Below are 19,553 nucleotides of genomic sequence, written 5' to 3' on the forward strand. Positions count from 1 at the left end.
TGTCAGAAGCTGTTCTTCGGTGTCTGATACAGCAGCGTCCTCATATCCTCCGGCACCGGTGCCGTGAAATGCATTGCTTCTCCGGTGATGGGGTGAATGAAGTCAAGTTTCCATGAGTGGAGAGCTTGACGTGTGATGGCAAGAGGGTCTCCGCCGGAAGGCCTTACGGTTCCGGGCTCGGAAAGTTCGTCGGGCTTTCGCAGGTAGTGAAGGTTATACAGGGTGTCTCCGAGAAGAGGATGTTCCCGGTATGCCATGTGGACCCTGATCTGGTGAGTGCGGCCGGTCTCAAGCTTCAGACAGACGGCGGAGTAACCGGGTGTGAAGTCTGTTTTATCTGTGCCGGATGCAGATATTGCTTTCCGGGAATTCAGGAAATCGGTTCTGCCAGGTGCGGGAAAATAAGCAAGTGTCTGAAAGTGAGTGATCGCCCGGTCACCCCGGTCAAAATCCACACAGCGTTCAATGAGAGAGCCTTCCTTCCGGGCAATCGGCAGGTCGATGGTGCCTTCGGCAGGGGTATGTCCGTCGACGACTGCCAGATAGGTCCGGTGGATTTCCCTTTTTACAAGCTGCTGCTCCAGAACGGAGGCACTGACGAGATTTTTCGCTACGATCAGCAGACCTGTAGTGTCTCTGTCCAGGCGGTTGATGCAGCGGAAGACAAAGGGAATATTCTTCTGCTGAAAATACCAGACGACACCATTTCCCAAAGTATTGGCCGGATGGCCGACGGCAGGGTGGATTGCTTCATTGGCAGGCTTATCGATGACAAGCAGATCCGGATCCTCATAAATGATCCGGAAGGGAACAGGGGCAGGGATGATTGTCTCTGAGGAGACATCATCCCGAACCTTGGTTGTGAGGACATCAGAACGGCGGAGAATATAGCGCATGTACTGATGAACTCCGTTGACCAGAACGGCGTCCGGGATCGGCTTCATAGAGGCGAGAATGTGCCTGGAGTATCCCTTCCCGCGCAGGAAGGCGTGAATGTCCTTGCCGTCGTCTTCTTCTCTAATAATATAAGTAAAAGTTCTTTCCATGGTTCTGATATCGTAACGCCGCACGGCCGGGGTTGTCAATGAGCAGCCGGGGTATAAGTCGGATTCGCTGCGCGGCAGAGTTGTCGCTGAGCAGCCGGTTCAGAGCCCGTTTCCTGGAGGACGAGAGAACTGCGAAATCCTTGTGCCGGTTTATGATTCGTGATATACTTTTAGCGTGTTGCCGGGAACTGCAGATCAGACTGAAATGCAGAGGGCGCACTTGTTTTCTGACTGAACCACATGCCCCGCAGGCGGGGCACCACATACTGTATAAGCTACGGATTGCTCCATGCTCCGCAATCCTGCAGGTGAACGACTTCGTCGGTCTGTCGCGGCGTTTTCGAAGAGCTTATACAGCAAACCACATGCTGTAAACAGCGCCACAAACTGTATAAGCTGCGGATTGCTCCGTGCTTCGCACTCCCGCAATCCTACAGGTGACCGACTTCGTCGGTCTGTCGCGGCGTTCGCCCCACCGCTTCACACTTTGTGTGAGCGGATGTGGCTCACTGCCCGCGCATATTCGCGTTTTCGCCGTGTTTCACACGGCTTCACGCTCATACCTGTTGCCTTCAAAATCGCATACAGTCTCTTACGCGCGCTTCGCGTGCGACGATCCTGTCTGCGTTTTCGAAGAGCTTATACAGTAATTTTTCAGAATGCAGTCAACAATAGAAAAGAGGAAGAGATTATGGCAGAAAAGTATGTTGCGTATGTTGGAACGTATACCCACGGAAGCAGTATCGGCATCCACCTGTATGACGTTGATGTGAAGGAGGGGACTCTTTCGCTGCGTAAGGTGATCCCAGTAAATAATTCATCTTATATCTGCCGCTCAGCGAACGGAAAGTTTTTGTACTCCATTGCGGATGAGGGTGTGGCGGTATTTGACATCAAGTCCGACGGTGATCTTGAGATGATCAATAAGATCGGCATCGATGGTATGCGTGGCTGCTATTTATCTGTTGACGCGACGGGTCAGTATCTTCTGGTCGCGGGCTACCACGACGGCAAGGTGACACTGGTTCATACGCATCATGACGGACGCCTCGGCTCTGTGATGGACGGCGTGTTCCACAAGGGCCTCGGCAGTGTGGCGGAGAGAAACTTCCGTCCGCATGTCAGCTGCGTGAAGATGACGCCTGACAACCGTTTTATCTGTGCGGTAGATAACGGAATCGATCAGGTGAAGATCTATCGCATCAGCTCCAAGAGTAAGCTTAAGCTGGTGGATATTCTCCGCTGTGAGCGCGAATCGGGTCCGAGACTCATTGAGTTCAGTCAGGATGGAAGGTTCGCTTATGTGATCTATGAGCTGGCCAACAGGGTGGATGTGTTCGCCTATTCCGTGGAGGATGATGTCCCCAGGTTTGATTACCTCCAAAGCGTCAGCACGACCTCTGACAACGTGGATCAGCTCCATGACGCTGCATCGGGGATGACTTTTGCTCCGGATGGAAAATATCTCTTCACTTCGACGGCGGGCGATGATACGGTTGCCATGTTTAAGGTGGATCAGAAGACCGGTTTTCTGACGAAGAAGTTTGCACTTCCGATCAGTGGAGAGTATCCGAAGGATATCGCGATGTTCCCGGATGGGAAGCATATCGCCTGCGTCAATCATGAATCCAACAGCATCACGACATTTGCCGTTGACTATGAGAAAAATATTCTTGTCATGAAGGGCAGGCCGATGAAGGTTGACACACCGAACTGTATTCTGATCACAAAGATGGGCACGAAGGACTGACTTCTCCTTTTCGGTTATAATCCGAGACAGATTAACATCTGGGACAAATCAAAAATCTCGGAGTAATAACCGGATGTCACCAGGTTTGCCAAATGATCCCTTGTTTAAGCAACGGGATAATCAGGCGACGGAGAGAAGCGGGAGAGCGGTGATTCGTTCCCGTATAAACTCTCATGCCCCGCAAACGGGGCGCCACATACTGTATAAAGCCAGCTGCCGCGCGTTTTTCGATCCTTATGTTTATAAAGAAGGAAAACAGCGTGGCAGTTTTTGTTTGTGCAGACAAAAATCTTCATCCGGTTCTGGTGCGGCAATCACCTGGTGATATCATGTGACACATACTGCGGATGAGAAATGATCAGAACGAAGAGAAATGATCAGAACGAAGAGAAATATCAGAAGAAAGTAAAATGATCAGAACGAAGAAAATATCAGAAGAAAGTAAGATGATCAGAACGAAGAGAAGTGATCAGAAGGAAGGAAAATGGCCAGAGGGAAGGATAAAGGCTTGAAGAGTACAGTTGCGCTTGTTCCGTGCGGCAGTTATGATCCGGAGAGAGTGTATCAGGCTTTGAAGCAGGGCCTGAGCCTGATCGGAGGCATTGAAAAATATGTCCGCAGGGAGGAGAAGGTACTGCTGAAGATGAATCTTGTGCGGGAAGCAGACGCGGAACGTGCGGTTACGACACATCCGGTGGTCGTTGAGATGCTGGCGAGAATTCTGGCGGAGGAGCATTATATCGATGTATCGGCCGGAGATTCCGGCGGTTTCGGGTCCTCCGTCAGGTCTATGGAGCGTCTGGGGATGCGGAAGGAGCTGAAAAAATACGGCTGCCGTATGGCTCCCTTTGACGAGGCCGTTCGGACGGAATATCCGCAGGGAATTCACGCAAAGGAGTTTATGCTTGCCCGGGATGTCACGGAGGCAGATGCATTGATCAGCGTCTGCAAGATGAAGACGCATGCGCTGGAACACATCACAGGGGCTGTAAAGAATCAGTACGGGTGCGTCCAGGGAAAGCACAAGGCAGCGGGGCACACCAGATATCCGAGCGCGGAGAGCATGGCAAGAATGATCGTGGATCTGAATCTTCTCGTCCGGTCACGCCTTTATGTGATGGATGGGATCGTGGCAATGGAAGGAAATGGCCCGACGTCGGGAGATCCGGTGCCGATGAATGTGCTGCTGCTTTCGACGGACCCTGTGGCGCTGGACAGTGTGTTCGCAAGACTCGTATATCTGGATCCGGAATCGGTTCCGACGGAAGTCGCGGGAGCGCAGATGGGCCTTGGCACCTGGCGGGAAGAAGAAATAGATCTTGTGACGCCGGACGGACCGCTTTCCATGCTGTCTGCCGTGAAAAAATATGGCAAACCGGATTTCCGGGTGAACCGGAAGAAGGGTAAGGCGGAGGGAATCATGAACACGGTGACGTTTCTGCGATTCCTGAAACCGGCTCCCAGAATCGACGCGGATAAATGCCGGAGGTGCGGCGTCTGTGTAGAAAGCTGCCCGGTAGAGGGAAAGGCATTGCGTTTTTCAAAGGGTCGTGATCATCCTCCGGTATACAATTACAGAAAATGTATCCGCTGTTTTTGCTGCCAGGAGATGTGCCCGCACAAGGCAATTTACGTTCGCGGACGCAGATAAGAGCAGCCGGCAGTATTGAGGCAGAGCTGCCGCAGTTAGGAAAGAAAGAGGAATTTGAATAGATGACAGATCAGAATAATGAACAGGGCAGACGATGGGCGAAAGATTATTTTGCCTATTTTATAAAGTGGATCATCCTTTCTCTTGTTACGGGAGCTGTATGCGGTGTGACCGGAGGGGCATTCGCGCGTTGCGTGTCGTGGGCGACACAGTTCCGGTCAGTGAACGGATGGATGATCTTATTCCTTCCGGCGGCAGGACTTCTGATTGTCCTTATGTATCAGAAACTGAAATTATCCGGCGTCGGAACCAACGCTGTCTTTGACTCTGCTGTTGAGGGAGATTCTCTCAAATTCCGGCTGATACCTGCGATTTTTGTCGGAACAGTTCTCACTCATCTGTTCGGAGGCTCCGCCGGCCGAGAGGGTGCCGCACTGCAGATCGGCGGAGATATCGGGAACCACATCGGGCAGATGTTCCGCTTCGATGAGGAGGATAAGAAGATCGCAACGATGACCGGAATGGCAGCTTTTTTTGCGGCATTGTTCGGAACGCCGGTTACGGCGGCGGTTTTTGTGGCCACAGTCATCAGTGTCGGGATGGTAAAGCATGCGGCGCTTGTTCCGGGAATGATCGCGTCTGTTTTTGCCGCTGAGGTGGCATCCCTGATGGGGGCGACACCGGTGCGCTTTCAGATTGAGTCACCTGATGTTAGTCCGCTGATGATGGGAAAGGTCATGCTTCTTGCGGCAGCCTGCGGCCTTGTCTCCGCGATTTTTGTCATGGTACTACATTATGCGAAGGGGCTCTATGAACGGTTCCTGAAAAATCCGTATCTGCGCGTTCTTGTGGGCGGAGCGGTTATTGTCGGACTGACGTTTCTGGTGGGAAATCAGGACTATAACGGAGCCGGCGTGGATGTGATCGCAAGAGCGATCGGACAGGGGCAGGCGAGGCCGTGGGATTTCGCGATGAAGATTCTGTTCACGGCGCTTACACTGGAAGCCGGATTCAAGGGAGGAGAAATCGTGCCGACTTTCTATATCGGCGCGACCTTCGGCTGTGTATTCGGCCAGCTACTGGGTATTCCGGCGGGATTCGCGGCGGCCGTCGGTTTCGCGGCCATGTTTGCCGGCGTCACGAACACAATGATTACATCGATACTCCTCGCGGCGGAGGTTTTCGGTGGGGCCGGGCTTCCCTATTTCGGAGTGGCCTGTATGCTGAGCTTTGTTTTCTCCGGCTACAACGGGCTTTTCTCGAGTCAGGTCATTATCTTCTCCAAGCTGCGCCCCAGACGTGTCATGAAGAAGGTGGACCACCGGGTGGATCTCGACAAGGATTGCAAGGCAGTCGCTGGGGATGGCCGGGAACCGGAGACAGGGAAAAACAACGAGGAATACGATCCGAAACGTGGCGACATGTAACGGACACGGTGTATTCAAAGAAGAGGCTTATGTAACGGACACGGTGTATTCAAAGAAGAGGCTTATGTAACGGAAACGGCGTATTCAAAGAAGAGGTGTATGTTACAGACATAGTGTATTTAATAAAATACATGTGCCGAACTGGTGACAAAGAAAAATACGGGTGCTATAATAACCTTGTATGTGTATAAAATCAATTATACATCTTAAGTTATATAAGGAGGAATAGTTACGATGGCAAGAAAAATGAAAACCATGGATGGTAACACAGCAGCAGCTCATGCTTCGTATGCTTTTACCGAAGTGGCAGCGATCTATCCGATCACACCTTCTTCACCGATGGCTGAACACACTGATGAGTGGGCAACTCAGGGAAGAAAGAATCTGTTCGGACAGGAAGTTCAGATCACAGAGATGCAGTCTGAGGCAGGTGCAGCTGGTGCCGTTCACGGCTCTGTAGCAGCCGGTGCTCTGACAACCACATATACCGCATCCCAGGGTCTTCTTCTGATGATCCCGAACATCTACAAGATCGCCGGTGAGCAGCTGCCTGCAGTATTTGATGTATCTGCGCGCTGCGTTGCTACACATGCACTGAACATCTTCGGTGATCATTCAGACGTATATGCATGCCGCCAGACCGGCGCTGCAATGCTCTGCGAATCTTCTGTACAGGAGGTTATGGATCTGACGCCTGTCGCTCATGCAGCAGCTATCTCCGGACATCTTCCATTCATCAACTTCTTCGATGGATTCCGTACATCCCACGAGCTTCAGAAGATTGAGACCTGGGATTATGAGGATCTGAGAGACATGATCGATATCAAGGCTCTGAAGGAGTTCAAGGCAAACGCTCTGAACCCGGAGAACCCGAAGGAAATGGGATCCGCCCAGAATCCGGATATCTTCTTCCAGACCCGTGAGGCATGCAACAGCCTCTATGATGAAATGCCCGGAATCGTTCAGAAGTACATGGATATGGTAAATGCCAAGATCGGAACAGACTACAAGCTGTTCAACTACTATGGCGCTCCGGATGCAGATCAGGTTATCGTAGCTATGGGTTCTGTATGCGACTGTATCGAGGAGACCATCGATTACCTGATGGCTCAGGGCCGCAAGGTTGGTGTTGTAAAGGTACGTCTGTACAGACCGTTCTCCAGACAGGCACTGATTGATGCAATCCCGGATACGGTAAAGAAGGTTTCCGTACTTGACCGTACAAAGGAGCCGGGTTCCATTGGCGAGCCTCTGTTCCTGGATGTTGTTGAGGCACTTCGCGGAAGCAAGTTCGACGGAATCAAGATCTTTGGCGGACGTTACGGACTTGGATCCAAGGATACCACTCCGGAGCAGATCGTTGCCGTATTCGACAACGAGACAAAGGAGAGATTCACCATCGATATCGTCGATGATGTAACCAATCTGTCTCTGCCGGTAGGCGAGCCGCTTGTCACCACACCGGAAGGAACTGTAAACTGCAAGTTCTGGGGACTTGGAGCTGATGGTACCGTAGGAGCAAACAAGAACTCCATCAAGATCATCGGCGACAACACAGACATGTACGCACAGGCTTACTTCGATTATGATTCCAAGAAGTCCGGCGGTGTAACAATGTCTCATCTGCGTTTTGGTAAGAAACCGATCAAATCCACTTACCTGATTCACAGAGCAAACTTCGTTGCATGCCACAATCCGTCCTACATCACCAAGTTCAACATGGTTCAGGAGCTGGTAGACGGCGGAACATTCCTGCTGAACTGCCCGTGGACCGGAGAAGAGCTGGAGAAGCATCTTCCGGGACAGGTTAAAGCATATATCGCAAAGCATCACATTAAGTTCTATGTCATCGATGGTGTAAAGACAGGTATCGAGGTAGGCATGGGACCGACCCGTATCAACACCATTCTTCAGTCCGCGTTCTTCAAGCTGACGGGTATCATTCCGGAGGAGAAGGCAATCGAGCTGATGAAGGCAGCGGCAAAGGCTACTTATGGCCGCAAGGGCGATGATATCGTCAAGAAGAACTGGGCTGCTATCGACGCCGGCGCAGACAGAGCTGTTCAGGTAGAGGTACCTGCAAGCTGGGCTGACTGTGAGGATGAAGGCCTTGAGTTCAAGAAGGTTTCCGAGGGCCGCAAGGATGCCGTTGACTTCGTCAACAACATTCAGCTGGCTGTTTCCTCTCAGGAGGGCAACAACCTGAAGGTTTCCGACGTTCTGAAATATTCAAACGGCGAGACTCCGTCCGGTACTGCTGCTTATGAGAAGCGTGGCATCGCTGTAAATGTTCCGGTTTGGAATAGCGACAACTGTATCCAGTGTAACAGATGTTCTTATGTCTGCCCGCACGCGGTTATCCGTCCGTTCGCTCTGACAGAGGCTGAGGTTGCTGCGGCACCGGAAGGCTTCAAGAACATTCCGATGACCGGTATGCCGTCCTACAAGTTCGGCATTCAGATTTCCACCATGGACTGCACAGGCTGCGGATCTTGCGCGAATGTATGTCCGGGCAAGAAGGGTGAGAAGGCCCTGACCATGACTCCGATTGCCGACGCCATGGATCAGCAGAAGGGCTTCGATTATGCGGTTAAGCTTCCGGAGAAGCAGGATGTTATCGACAAATTCAAGATCACTTCCGTAAAGGGAAGCCAGTTCAAGAAACCTCTGCTCGAGTTCTCCGGCGCATGCGCAGGCTGCGGCGAGACTCCTTATGTAAAGCTGATCACTCAGCTGTTCGGAAGCAGAATGCAGATCGGAAATGCTACCGGATGTTCTTCTATCTGGGCGAACTCTTCACCGTCTACACCTTATACGGTAGATCAGAACGGCAGAGGACCGGCATGGTCCAACTCCCTGTTTGAGGATGCCGCAGAGTTCGGCTATGGTATGTTGCTTGGACAGAAAGCTATCCGTGATGAGCTGAAGACAAAGGTTGAAGCTCTTATTGAGAAGGATGCATCTGTCAAGGAAGCCGGACAGGCATGGCTCGACACCATGACAAAGGGTGCTGAGAACAGAGTCGCAACAGATAAGCTGCTTGCTGCAATCGCTGACAATACAACAGAAGAGGCTGCGTTCATCAAGGACAACAAACAGTTCCTGGCAAAGAAGTCCAACTGGGTATTCGGTGGTGACGGCTGGGGCTATGATATCGGATTCGGCGGACTGGATCATGTCATCGCTTCCGATAAGGATATCAATGTTCTGGTTATTGATACTGAGGTATACTCCAACACCGGCGGACAGTCCTCCAAGGCTACACCTACCGGAGCAGTTGCTCAGTTCGCTGCAGGCGGTAAGGAGACCAAGAAGAAGGACCTTGCTTCGATCGCTATGTCCTACGGCTATGTATATGTAGCGCAGATCGCTATGGGCGCTGATTACAACCAGGCTGTTAAGGCAATCAGCGAGGCTGAGGCTTATGACGGACCTTCTCTGATCATTGCTTACGCTCCGTGTATCAACCACGGTATCCGCAAGGGTATGGGCAAGGTAATGACCGAGGAAGAGCTTGCGGTTAAGTCCGGATACTGGCATCTGTTCCGTTACAACCCGGCACTGCTTGGAACAGATAAGCCTGCATTTACTCTGGATTCCAAGGCTCCGCAGGCAGATATCTATCAGGATTTCCTGGATGGTGAGGTACGTTACAATTCTCTGAAGCGTGCGAACCCGGCGAAGGCTGAGAGACTGCAGAGCAAACAGAAAGAGGAGTCTGCTGAGAGATATACATACCTCAACAAGCTCATCAAGCTGTACGGACCGGCAGAGCAGTAAAATTTTGATAAAATAAATGCAGGACCCGGCTATGCCGCGGCCCTGCTCCCGGATCACAGATCCGGTCGGATATATAGAGTTCAAACGTGTAATACGCCCGGCGCAGAGAAATCTGCCCCGGGTTTCTTTTTTTGTATGATTTCCAGATGCTCGGCATATCATTAGTTGAGGCGGAAAAAGATCACATCCGCTCACACTCATTGAGTTTCATGCTCCTTCTGCAGGATCCTTCACCAATTATATAATTGAGCAGGGAAAAGGTCTCGATTACAGCATCTTTTTCTTATTGGTCCTGGCATATAAAACGAAGAATTCACGGATCAAACCTTTAAAATTTCGGTTCGTTGCGCGTGGATTTACAATATGATATAGTATATTACAGCGTCGAAGGCGATGATCCACATCGCATAGTGTGCGGAAGTCCGCGCTTTGCAGGCGTGGTTTGCAGTGACAAAAATCCCGGTCCCGAAAGGGACGTTACTATATTTATTCATCATTCAGGCACAGGAAAGCTGTGCGGTAAGGAACTGACATGGCAATAATTGATAAGAGTTTTATGTTAAAAAAAATCGAGAAGAATGAGAGCATCTATGTCCTGTATTCGGCACTTACGCATTGCCCTTTTGTGGAGTGCGATCCGGAGACATTCGATGATCAGATCTATATTTTTACTACGAAGGAAATGACACAGACCTTTGCGCATCCATACACCCTGGACAAATATCTGCTGCAGGCAGTGAAGGTTGAACGGGGGATGATTCTTCCGTTCCTGCGGACGCTTTATCTGTACGGCATCAATGCCGTGATGTATCAGGAGGAGGGCGCTCCGATCCGGATTCAGCTCACGGATCTGGTGGAGAAACCGGATATTGATGCGCTGCGGAATGATAAGATTCCGAGGGCGAATCCGGAACTTCAGCTGACGGCACTGTATTTCATGCAGGAGCTTACCAGACCGGTTGAACGTAATCAGGAGGAGAAGAAGCATCTGCACGACCTTGAAGAGGAGATGGCGCACAATCTGTTTCGTTCCCGGTTTATCATCTCGTTTGATGTCAGCGAGATTGAGGGAAAATGGGACCCGAAGGACAAGAACCAGAAGGTGAAGGTTCCGCTTGTCAAGACAAAGGCGGGGAAGACCTTTCAGCCGGTTTACACGGATTTTGGCGAGGTTCAGAAGTTCAATCAGAGGAACAAGGGCGTGAAGCTTGAACTGACACCGATCACCTATGACCGGATTCATAATTTTCTGGTAAAGGAATCCGAGGGATTTGTCTTTAATCCGGCGGGATTTAACCTTGTACTTACTGCGGACCAGCTCAGACAGATGGCTGAGCGTTACGGGGAAGGCAACGGCCGCTGACAGACGTACGGCCACGGAGATCGGACAGCGGGAAGCGTTCGTTTCCGCCCGGGCACGGAGATCGGACAGCAGGAGGCACTCGTTTTCGTCCGGTTCCGGGGAGAACGATGTAGAAATGAGAAATCAGGAGAGTGAAGCTGCGTATGACAGACAAGTATGAATTAATCAGTGAAGAATATATCAAAGACGTGCACGCTGAGGGAAAGCTTCTCCGTCACAGGAAGAGCGGCGCCAGGATTGCGCTCCTTTCTAACGATGATGAGAATAAGGTGTTCAACATCGCCTTCCGGACTCCGCCGAAAAATTCGACGGGAGTCGCGCATATTATTGAACATACCGTATTGTGCGGATCCAGAAAGTTTCCGCTGAAGGATCCTTTTGTAGAACTGGTAAAGGGATCTCTGAATACATTCCTGAATGCACTGACCTATCCGGACAAGACGATGTTTCCGGTGGCCAGCTGTAATGACACGGATTTTCAGAATCTGATGGATGTATATCTGGATGCTGTGTTTTTTCCAAATATCTATAAAAATGAGAAGATTTTCCGTCAGGAGGGCTGGCATTATCAGCTTGAGAACCGAGAGGATCCTCTGACCTACAACGGCGTCGTTTACAACGAGATGAAGGGCGTTTTTTCATCGGCGGACGAGGTGCTTGACCGCGCCGTCTTCAATGCTCTGTTTCCGGATACTCCCTATGGCGTGGAATCCGGCGGAGATCCGGAGGTAATTCCGGATCTGACGTATGAGGAGTTTCTGGATTTCCACAGAAAGTATTATCACCCTTCCAACTGCTATATTTATCTCTATGGAAATATGGACATGGAGGAGAAACTGGAGTGGCTGGACCGGGAGTATCTGAGCCGTTTTGATCGTATACCAGTTGAGTCTGAGATTCCGATGCAGAAACCGTTCTCTGAGGTAAAGGATGTCACGATGAGTTACCCGGTTCTGGACAGTGAGCCTGAGAGGGACAATACGTATCTGTCTGTCAACACGGTGGTAGGGGATTATTCGGATGTTACGCTGAATATTGCTTTCTCGGTTCTGGAGTATGTACTTCTGGACGCACCGGGAGCTCCGGTCAAGCAGGCACTGCTGGACGCGGGAATCGGAAGAGATGTGGAAGGTGCCTACAACGACGGAATTCTTCAGCCGTTCTTTTCCGTGATTGCGAAGAACGCAAATGCGGAGGACAAGGACAGATTTCTGTCTGTCGTGCATGACACGCTGGAGAAGCTGGCGGAGGAGGGGCTGGACACACTCGCTATTGCCTCGGGAATCAATTATTTCGAGTTTCGTTTCCGGGAGGCAGATTATGCGCAGTTCCCGAAGGGCCTGATCTACGGTATGGATCTTTTTGACAGCTGGCTCTATGACGAGGGGAAGCCTTTTGAATACCTGAAGGAGCTGGATGCTTTTGAAGAACTCAAGAAACGAAATGGCACGGGCTATTTTGAGAATCTGATTCGCAGGTATCTCCTGTCAAACAATCATGCCGCGGTTGTGACGCTGAAGCCGGAGAAAGGTCTGGCTGCCCGCAGAGAGAAGGCTGCGGCGGAGAAGCTCGCAGCATATAAGGCATCGCTCTCAGATGAGGAGTTGGATGCGATGGTTGCCGGGACGAAGGCGTTAAAAGAATATCAGGAATCAGAGGATTCCGAGGAGGCTTTGAATTCGCTTCCGATGCTTTCCAGAAAGGATATCGACCGGAAGACACCGCTTCATCCGGACACGGAACAAATTCGTGTCAACGACACCACATATCTGAGACATCATTATTTTACAAACGGAATCGCGTATCTGACGCTGCTGTTTGATACAGCGAAGGTTCCGGATGAACTGGTTCCTTATCTCGGAATTTTGAAGAATATGCTCGGAGTCGTGGATACGGAGCACTATACCTACGGCAGGCTGTTCCATGAAATCAACGCAAGGACCGGCGGAATCAACTTCGGTCTGCAGGTTCTTCCGACGGAGAAGGGGCTGGATGATTCCAAGGGCTATCGCATGTTCGGGGTAAAGGCAAAATATCTCTACAGTGAGAAAGATTTTGTCTTCGAGATGATTCAGGAGATCCTGAAGACATCGAAATTCAATGACAAAAAGAGACTTCATGAGATTCTTGCAAGTACAAGAGCAGGAATGGAGCAGGCAATCCCTGCCGCAGGTCATACTTCCGCGGCGAAGCGTGCACTGTCCTACCAGTCTCTTCTTTCCGCGTGGACAGAGAAAACAACGGGAATTGATCAGTTCCGTCTGGTAAAGGATCTGGATGAGCATTTTGAAGAGAAGGCGGATAACCTGATCGAAAACCTTCAGAAGCTCATGAAGATCGTATTCCGTCCTGAGAATCTGACGGTCAGCGTGACAGCCGAGGAAGACGGATTTGACGGTATCGAAGAGGAAATTCTTTCGCTTGAGGAGAATCTCTGCACAGATCCCTTCGAGGAAGGAAGCTTTGACTGGAAGCCGGAGCAGAAGAATGAGGGATTCAAGACCTCCGGACAGGTGCAGTTTGTGGCCCAGGCAGGCAATTACCGGAAAGACGGATATGAATATACCGGAGCCTTCCGGATTCTTCGAATGATTCTGAATTACGATTATCTGTGGATGAATCTGAGGGTACTCGGCGGAGCTTACGGCTGCATGAGCAGCTTCAAACGTTCCGGCGACAGTTATCTGGTATCGTACAGGGACCCTCATCTGAAGAACACACTGGACGTATATGCCGGTCTGCCGGAGTATCTCAGAAAGTTTGACGCGGATGAAAAGGCAATGACGAAGTACATCATCGGTACAATCAGTGAGATGGATACACCGATGACAGCTTCTTCCAGGGGAAGCTTTGCGCTGAACTGCTGGTTCGCAGGCCTGACAGAGAAAGATTTTCAGCAGGAAAGAGATGAGGTTCTGGACGCGGAAGCAGAGAATATCCGGGATCTTGCAGATCCGGTCGCATCGGTTCTTGCCGCGCACAATATCTGTGTGATCGGCAGTGAAAGCTCCGTGGATAAACACGCAGATCTCTTCAGGAAGATTGAAAGCCTTACCTGAGACAGGACAGGGAGAAAAGGTATGGAAGCAGGAATGGGGACTGGAACCGGGGCGATCAAATCGGGATTTGTCGCATTAATTGGAAGACCGAATGTGGGAAAATCTACGCTGATGAATCATCTGATCGGACAGAAGATTGCGATAACTTCACGGAAGCCGCAGACAACCCGGAACCGGATTCAGACAATCTACAACAGCGAGCGCGGTCAGATTGTATTTCTTGATACGCCCGGAATTCACAAGGCGAAGAACAAGCTGGGGGAATACATGGTTTACGCGGCGGAGAGATCCCTGAAGGACGTGGACGCTGTGATGTGGCTCATTGAACCCGGCGATTACATCGGCGCTGCGGAACAGCACATAGCAAAGATGCTCGACCGCTCCGGTCTTCCGATTATCCTTGTTATCAATAAGATTGACAAGGTCAAAAAGGATATCGTACAGAGCACGATGGAAGCATACCGGAATATTACCCGGTTCGAGGACATTGTCTGTGTGTCTGCGCTTCACAGCAGAAATCTGGAGGCGCTGATCGACAGTCTTTTCCGGGTGCTCCCTTACGGGCCGCGTTTCTTTTCGGAAGAAACCATTACGGATCAGCCGGTGCGGCAGATCGCCTCGGAGATGATCCGCGAGAAGGCACTCCGGTCTCTGGGAGAGGAGATACCGCACGGGATCGCTGTGGTCATCGACAAGATGCGGGAGCGTCCGGATGGTTCGATTACAGATATTGAGGCAACGATCATCTGCGAGAGAGAATCCCACAAGGGTATCATTATTGGAAAAAACGGCGCCATGCTGAAAAAGATCGGAACCGAGGCACGGAAAGAAATCGAGACGATGCTCGGCGGCAAGGTTAATCTGAAGCTCTGGGTCAAGGTACGGAAGGACTGGAGAGAAAGTGATATTCTCGTCAAAAATTACGGCTACGACAAGAAGGAGCTCAGGGAGTAGACGGCGGTGTTTCTTGAAATCCATGCCTCTCGTTAGGTGTGAACAGATTTAGTATTCTGAGCTGAGAGATATGAATGAACAGATCAATGTATCTGGAATGGTTTTGTCGGCGATGCCGATCGGAGAGAACGATAAAAGACTTGTGATTCTGACGAGAGAGCTTGGCAGAATCAGCTGTTTTGCGAGAGGCGCTCGACGGCCGGGAAGCACGCTCATGGCACTGTCCAATCCCTTTGCCTTCGGAAGCTTCACGCTGATCGAAGGAAGAAATTCCTACAGCCTGATCTCCGCTTCAATCCGGGAATACTTCACCGAGCTGGCCTTTGAACAGCCGGGGGTGTATTACGGGTATTACTTCCTTGATTTTGCGGATTACTACGGCAGAGAGGGCATCGACGGTACTGACATGCTGAATCTTCTGTATCTGACCATGAAGGCGATCCTGAATCCGCACCTGGACAACCGGCTGGTAAGACGGATCTTTGAGATCCGGATCATGACGATAAATGGTGAATATGCGCCGGATCCTGCTCTGATGAGTCCGTCCGCGCTGTATGTAGTCCGCTATGTCATGAGCGCTCCTCTGACAAAGCTGTATACCTTTGAGGTGAAGCCGGAGGTGCTGAAGGAACTGGAAAATGCGCTGAACCGCCAGACAGACCGGATTCTCGACCGTCCGCTGAGGAGCAGGAGAGTATTGAATGAAATGATCCGGACCTGACCGGTCCCGGCATATTGAAGCCGGAGCAGGGATATTCGGGGGCGGTGATTGCGAGGCGGAACCTTGGGGCTCAGTACTGCAAAGCCGGAGCAGGGAATACGGCACAGGGGTCGAAGTGGTAAACGGGAGTATGTTCCCACCTCACAAAAGAAGAATAGCTGAAAGAACCTGTGAAAGATTTCGGGATACCCGGGACTTTTCACAGGTTTTTTTACGCGAACAGTGAGCCGCAGCCGAATGCGAAGTATTCGTGTGCGGCGAGCGTCGCGATAGCGAGATAAAACTCGCGCAGCGTGTTTTATCTCGTTACGCGGCATTGTTTTCGGAAAGGCTTTTTTCGCAATATGACTGTGGGCTTCACAGAAACAGAATGTATAATTGCGAGGGTTTTGTACCGATTTGTTGTGATTATGTTGCAAAAGAGGACCCTTTTTTTGTCAAACCTGGTTCTACTCAAAACGTTTCGCTTTTGTTATAATGAGGAACAGCAAGACACAGGGGTGTCGGATGTAAGGAAAATCTCGAGATAAATAAGATAAACATCGGGTAATTTTATCACGCGCGTGTAAGGAGGGTTTTTTATGACGTATTATGGGGCATTGGACTTCGGAGCATCCAGCGGACGCATGATGCTCGGATGGATCGAGGACGGAAAGTTTCAGCTGCAGGAGGTTCACCGTTTTGAGAATGGCATGGTAAAGAAGGACGGGGAACTCTGCTGGGAATTTGACCGGATTTTCCGTGAAGTCAAGATTGCACTGAAGAAGTGTAAAGAAATCGGGAAGATGCCAAGCTACGTGGGTGTGGATACCTGGGGCGTTGATTTTGTCCTTTTGGACAAGGATGACAACGTTGTGGGCAACACGGTCGGATACCGCGACCACCGGACAGACGGCATGGATGACGAGGTATATAAGATCATCTCGCTTGAGGATCTGTATGCCCGCACCGGTATTCAGAAGGCGATTTTCAATACGATTTATCAGCTCATGGCGGTGAAGACGAAGCATCCGGAGTACCTGGATAAGGCGGAGACGCTCCTGTATGTGCCCGACTATTTCCATTTCCTTCTTACCGGACAGAAGGTGAATGAGTACACGGAGGCTACCACGGGACAGCTGATCAACGCGGCTTCCTGTGAGTACGACTGGGAGCTGATTGACAGGCTCGGATATCCGCGCCGGATCTTCCAGAAACTTGTGATGCCCGGCACAAAGCTGGGACATATCCGTCCGGAGCTCGCGGAGGAGATCGGTTACGACTTCGAGGTCGTTGTGCCCTGTACGCATGACACGGGTTCTGCGGTTCTCTCAGTGCCGGCAAATGACGATGATTTTGTGTACATCAGCTCCGGAACCTGGTCGCTTATGGGCGTGGAGCGCAAAACCGCCGATACCTCGGCAAAGAGCTGTGCACTGAACTTTACAAACGAGGGCGGCTATGATCACAGATTCCGTTATCTGAAGAACATCATGGGTCTGTGGATGATCAATTCGGCTCGGCATGAGGTGAATGACAAATACAGTTTCCCGCAGATTGTAGAGATGGCGGAGGCGGAGAAGGACTTTCCGTCGCGGGTGGACGCGAATGACGAGAGATTCCTTTCCCCGGACAGCATGATCGGCGAGATCAAGAAAGCCTGTGAGGAGAGCGGACAGAAGGTACCGGAGAATTTCGGACAGCTCGCGACGCTGATCTATACATCTCTCGCGGAGTGCTACGCGAAGACGGAGAGAGAGCTGGAGGAAGCAAACGGCAGAAGCTACTCGAGAATTCATATTGTCGGAGGAGGCTGTAATGTTGATTATCTGAACCGTCTGACCGCAAAGGCAACCGGCAAAGAGGTACACGCAGGTCCGAATGAAGGAACCGCTATCGGCAATATCACGGCACAGATGCTCGCGACCGGAGTCTTCCATTCTGTAGAAGAGGCCCGCGAGAACATCCACGAGTCCTTCGGCATCAAGGTTTACAGCTCTGATGGAGAGCTGATTTCCGGCTGAATTTCAGCGGTATGCCGCAGTACCGGTTCTGAATTGCGCCACAGCCGCCGGCCGCATAGCACATCACCGGGAAATGACCGGTGATAATAAATGACACATGGTAATTAATGATTCACGATGATCGAAGACTCACGGCAAGAATCGATCCGTGAAAATAGATGATCTGTAATGGTGAATAAATGGGAGGAACAGAGATGACAACCGTAAAGGAACGCTACGAGATTGCGAAGGAACAGTATGCAGCGCTTGGAATCGACACAGACGCTGCCATTGAGAAGCTGAAGGATATTCCGGTTTCCCTGCATTGCTGGCAGGGAGATGATGTTCACGGCTTCGATTCAGACGGCCAGCTGACCGGAGGAATCCAGACGACCGGTAACTATCCGGGCATCGCCAGAACTCCGGAGGAGCTGATGGCCGACATTGAAGAGGTGATTAAGCTTGTTCCCGGAAAGGTAAAACTGAACCTTCATGCCAGCTACGCGATCTTTGAAAAGGGTCAGAAGGTGGACCGCGACAAGATCGAACCGAAGCATTTCCAGAAATGGGTGGACTTCGCAAAGAAGCATCACATGGGAATTGACTTCAATCCGACCTTCTTCTCTCATCCGTGTGCAGGCGCTGACGGAATGAACCTGTCCAGCGCGGATGAGGATGTCCGCAAGTTCTGGATTGAGCACGGAAAAGCATGTATCCGGATCGCAAACTACTTCGCGGAGCAGACCGGTGAGGTGTGTGTGATGAATATCTGGACCGGAGACGGACTGAAGGATGTTCCCGCAGACCGGATGGGCCCGAGAATGCGGTACAAGGATTCCGTTGACCAGATCCTTTCTGAGCCGTATGATTTCAACAAGGTAAAGCCGTGCCTGGAGTCCAAGGTGTTCGGAATTGGTGTTGAGTCATTCACTTCCGGATCCTCTGAGTTTGCGCTGACCTATGCCGCATTCAATAAGGACAAGCTGATTCCGCTGATGGATAACGGCCATTATCATCCGACGGAGGTTGTATCCGATAAGATTCCGGCGCTTCTCACCTTCTTCCCGGAGATTGCTCTGCATATCACCCGCCCGGTTCGCTGGGATTCGGATCATGTCGTTCTCTTTGATGATGAGCCGAAGGAGATGGCGAAGGAGATCGTACGCAATGACGCGCTTGATCGTGTGCATATGGCGCTCGACTATTTTGATGCTTCGATCAACCGTGTATCCGCATGGGCAGTCGGCTTCCGTACCTGGCAGAAGTGCCTGCTAAATGCGCTGTGCCTGCCGAATGAGCATCTGAAGGAACTTCAGAACGCGGGCAACTTCACACAGCTGATGATCGACCAGGAGGCGGACAAGATGCTTCCGTTCGGCGATATCTGGGCATACTACAACGAGGTTTGCGGCGCCCCGCAGGAGGGTAAGGAATACTCTGCTGAGGTTGCAAGATACTGGGACGAGGTTCAGAGCAAACGCAGCTGAAAAGCAGGCGAAGCAAGGAAACGCATGTCTATGCACGGCACTGTTGTTCGGACATGACAAAAGATGTAAAATTGAGCGAGAAATCCGGCCATAGAGCCGGATAAATGATAAAATCATGAAAAGGACTTCCAATCATTGTGAGTGGAGGTCCTTTTTTTAGCGGATGAAACCCGGCAGAACGGATTATTTATCGAGTGTATGGGATAAGGATTCTTCTGATTCATCAGAAATTTACGGTTGAAATTATTATACATGATCTGCTATTTCTTCCCATGCAATTGCAGGAGTGAAAAAGAAAAACACAGGACGAAGAGCAAGGTGGACGATTATAAA

Annotated in this window: 11 protein-coding genes; 10 read left to right on the forward strand and 1 reads right to left on the reverse strand. The window is 50.9% G+C overall.

Annotated elements, in window-relative coordinates; translation table 11 throughout:
• Positions 1 to 2: 2 nt before the first annotated feature.
• Positions 3 to 1,046: an RluA family pseudouridine synthase gene (locus ACTQZS_RS05860; RefSeq protein WP_441474983.1), complete on the reverse strand. Its 1,044-nt coding sequence runs from the start codon at positions 1,044 to 1,046 to the stop codon at positions 3 to 5.
• A gap of 691 nt (positions 1,047 to 1,737) precedes the next feature.
• Here ACTQZS_RS05860 and ACTQZS_RS05865 point away from each other — a divergent pair.
• From ACTQZS_RS05865 to ACTQZS_RS05910, 10 genes are all read left to right on the forward strand, one after another.
• Positions 1,738 to 2,796 carry a lactonase family protein gene (locus tag ACTQZS_RS05865; RefSeq protein WP_441474984.1) on the forward strand — a complete coding sequence of 353 codons (1,059 nt, stop codon included), beginning with the start codon at positions 1,738 to 1,740 and terminating at the stop codon, positions 2,794 to 2,796.
• Positions 2,797 to 3,304: 508 nt separating this feature from the next.
• On the forward strand, positions 3,305 to 4,447 hold the full coding sequence (locus tag ACTQZS_RS05870; protein WP_441474985.1) for a DUF362 domain-containing protein: 1,143 nt from the start codon (positions 3,305 to 3,307) through the stop codon (positions 4,445 to 4,447).
• Positions 4,448 to 4,509: 62 nt separating this feature from the next.
• Positions 4,510 to 5,874, forward strand: coding sequence for a chloride channel protein (locus tag ACTQZS_RS05875; protein ID WP_441474986.1), 1,365 nt, complete (start codon positions 4,510 to 4,512; stop codon positions 5,872 to 5,874).
• Positions 5,875 to 6,108: 234 nt separating this feature from the next.
• The gene (gene nifJ / locus ACTQZS_RS05880; RefSeq protein ID WP_441474987.1) at positions 6,109 to 9,654 is read left to right on the forward strand and encodes a pyruvate:ferredoxin (flavodoxin) oxidoreductase; all 3,546 of its coding nucleotides are present in this window, start codon (positions 6,109 to 6,111) and stop codon (positions 9,652 to 9,654) included.
• A 532-nt stretch (positions 9,655 to 10,186) separates the two neighbouring features.
• Positions 10,187 to 11,017 carry an SseB family protein gene (locus ACTQZS_RS05885; RefSeq protein ID WP_441474988.1) on the forward strand — a complete coding sequence of 277 codons (831 nt, stop codon included), beginning with the start codon at positions 10,187 to 10,189 and terminating at the stop codon, positions 11,015 to 11,017.
• A gap of 143 nt (positions 11,018 to 11,160) precedes the next feature.
• Positions 11,161 to 14,076, forward strand: a complete 2,916-nt coding sequence (locus ACTQZS_RS05890; RefSeq protein ID WP_441474989.1) for an insulinase family protein — start codon at positions 11,161 to 11,163, stop codon at positions 14,074 to 14,076.
• Positions 14,077 to 14,097: 21 nt separating this feature from the next.
• Positions 14,098 to 15,030 (forward strand): GTPase Era, encoded by a 933-nt coding sequence (era, locus tag ACTQZS_RS05895; RefSeq protein WP_441474990.1) that lies wholly within the window; start codon positions 14,098 to 14,100, stop codon positions 15,028 to 15,030.
• A 70-nt stretch (positions 15,031 to 15,100) separates the two neighbouring features.
• The gene (gene recO, locus ACTQZS_RS05900) at positions 15,101 to 15,751 is read left to right on the forward strand and encodes a DNA repair protein RecO (protein ID WP_441474991.1); all 651 of its coding nucleotides are present in this window, start codon (positions 15,101 to 15,103) and stop codon (positions 15,749 to 15,751) included.
• A 581-nt stretch (positions 15,752 to 16,332) separates the two neighbouring features.
• On the forward strand, positions 16,333 to 17,754 hold the full coding sequence (gene rhaB / locus ACTQZS_RS05905) for a rhamnulokinase (RefSeq protein WP_441474992.1): 1,422 nt from the start codon (positions 16,333 to 16,335) through the stop codon (positions 17,752 to 17,754).
• A 194-nt stretch (positions 17,755 to 17,948) separates the two neighbouring features.
• Positions 17,949 to 19,220 (forward strand): L-rhamnose isomerase, encoded by a 1,272-nt coding sequence (locus ACTQZS_RS05910; protein ID WP_441474993.1) that lies wholly within the window; start codon positions 17,949 to 17,951, stop codon positions 19,218 to 19,220.
• Positions 19,221 to 19,553 lie beyond the last annotated feature (333 nt).

The organism is Bilifractor sp. LCP19S3_H10, from assembly GCF_052119185.1.
Taxonomy (GTDB): Bacteria; Bacillota; Clostridia; order Lachnospirales; family Lachnospiraceae; genus Bilifractor.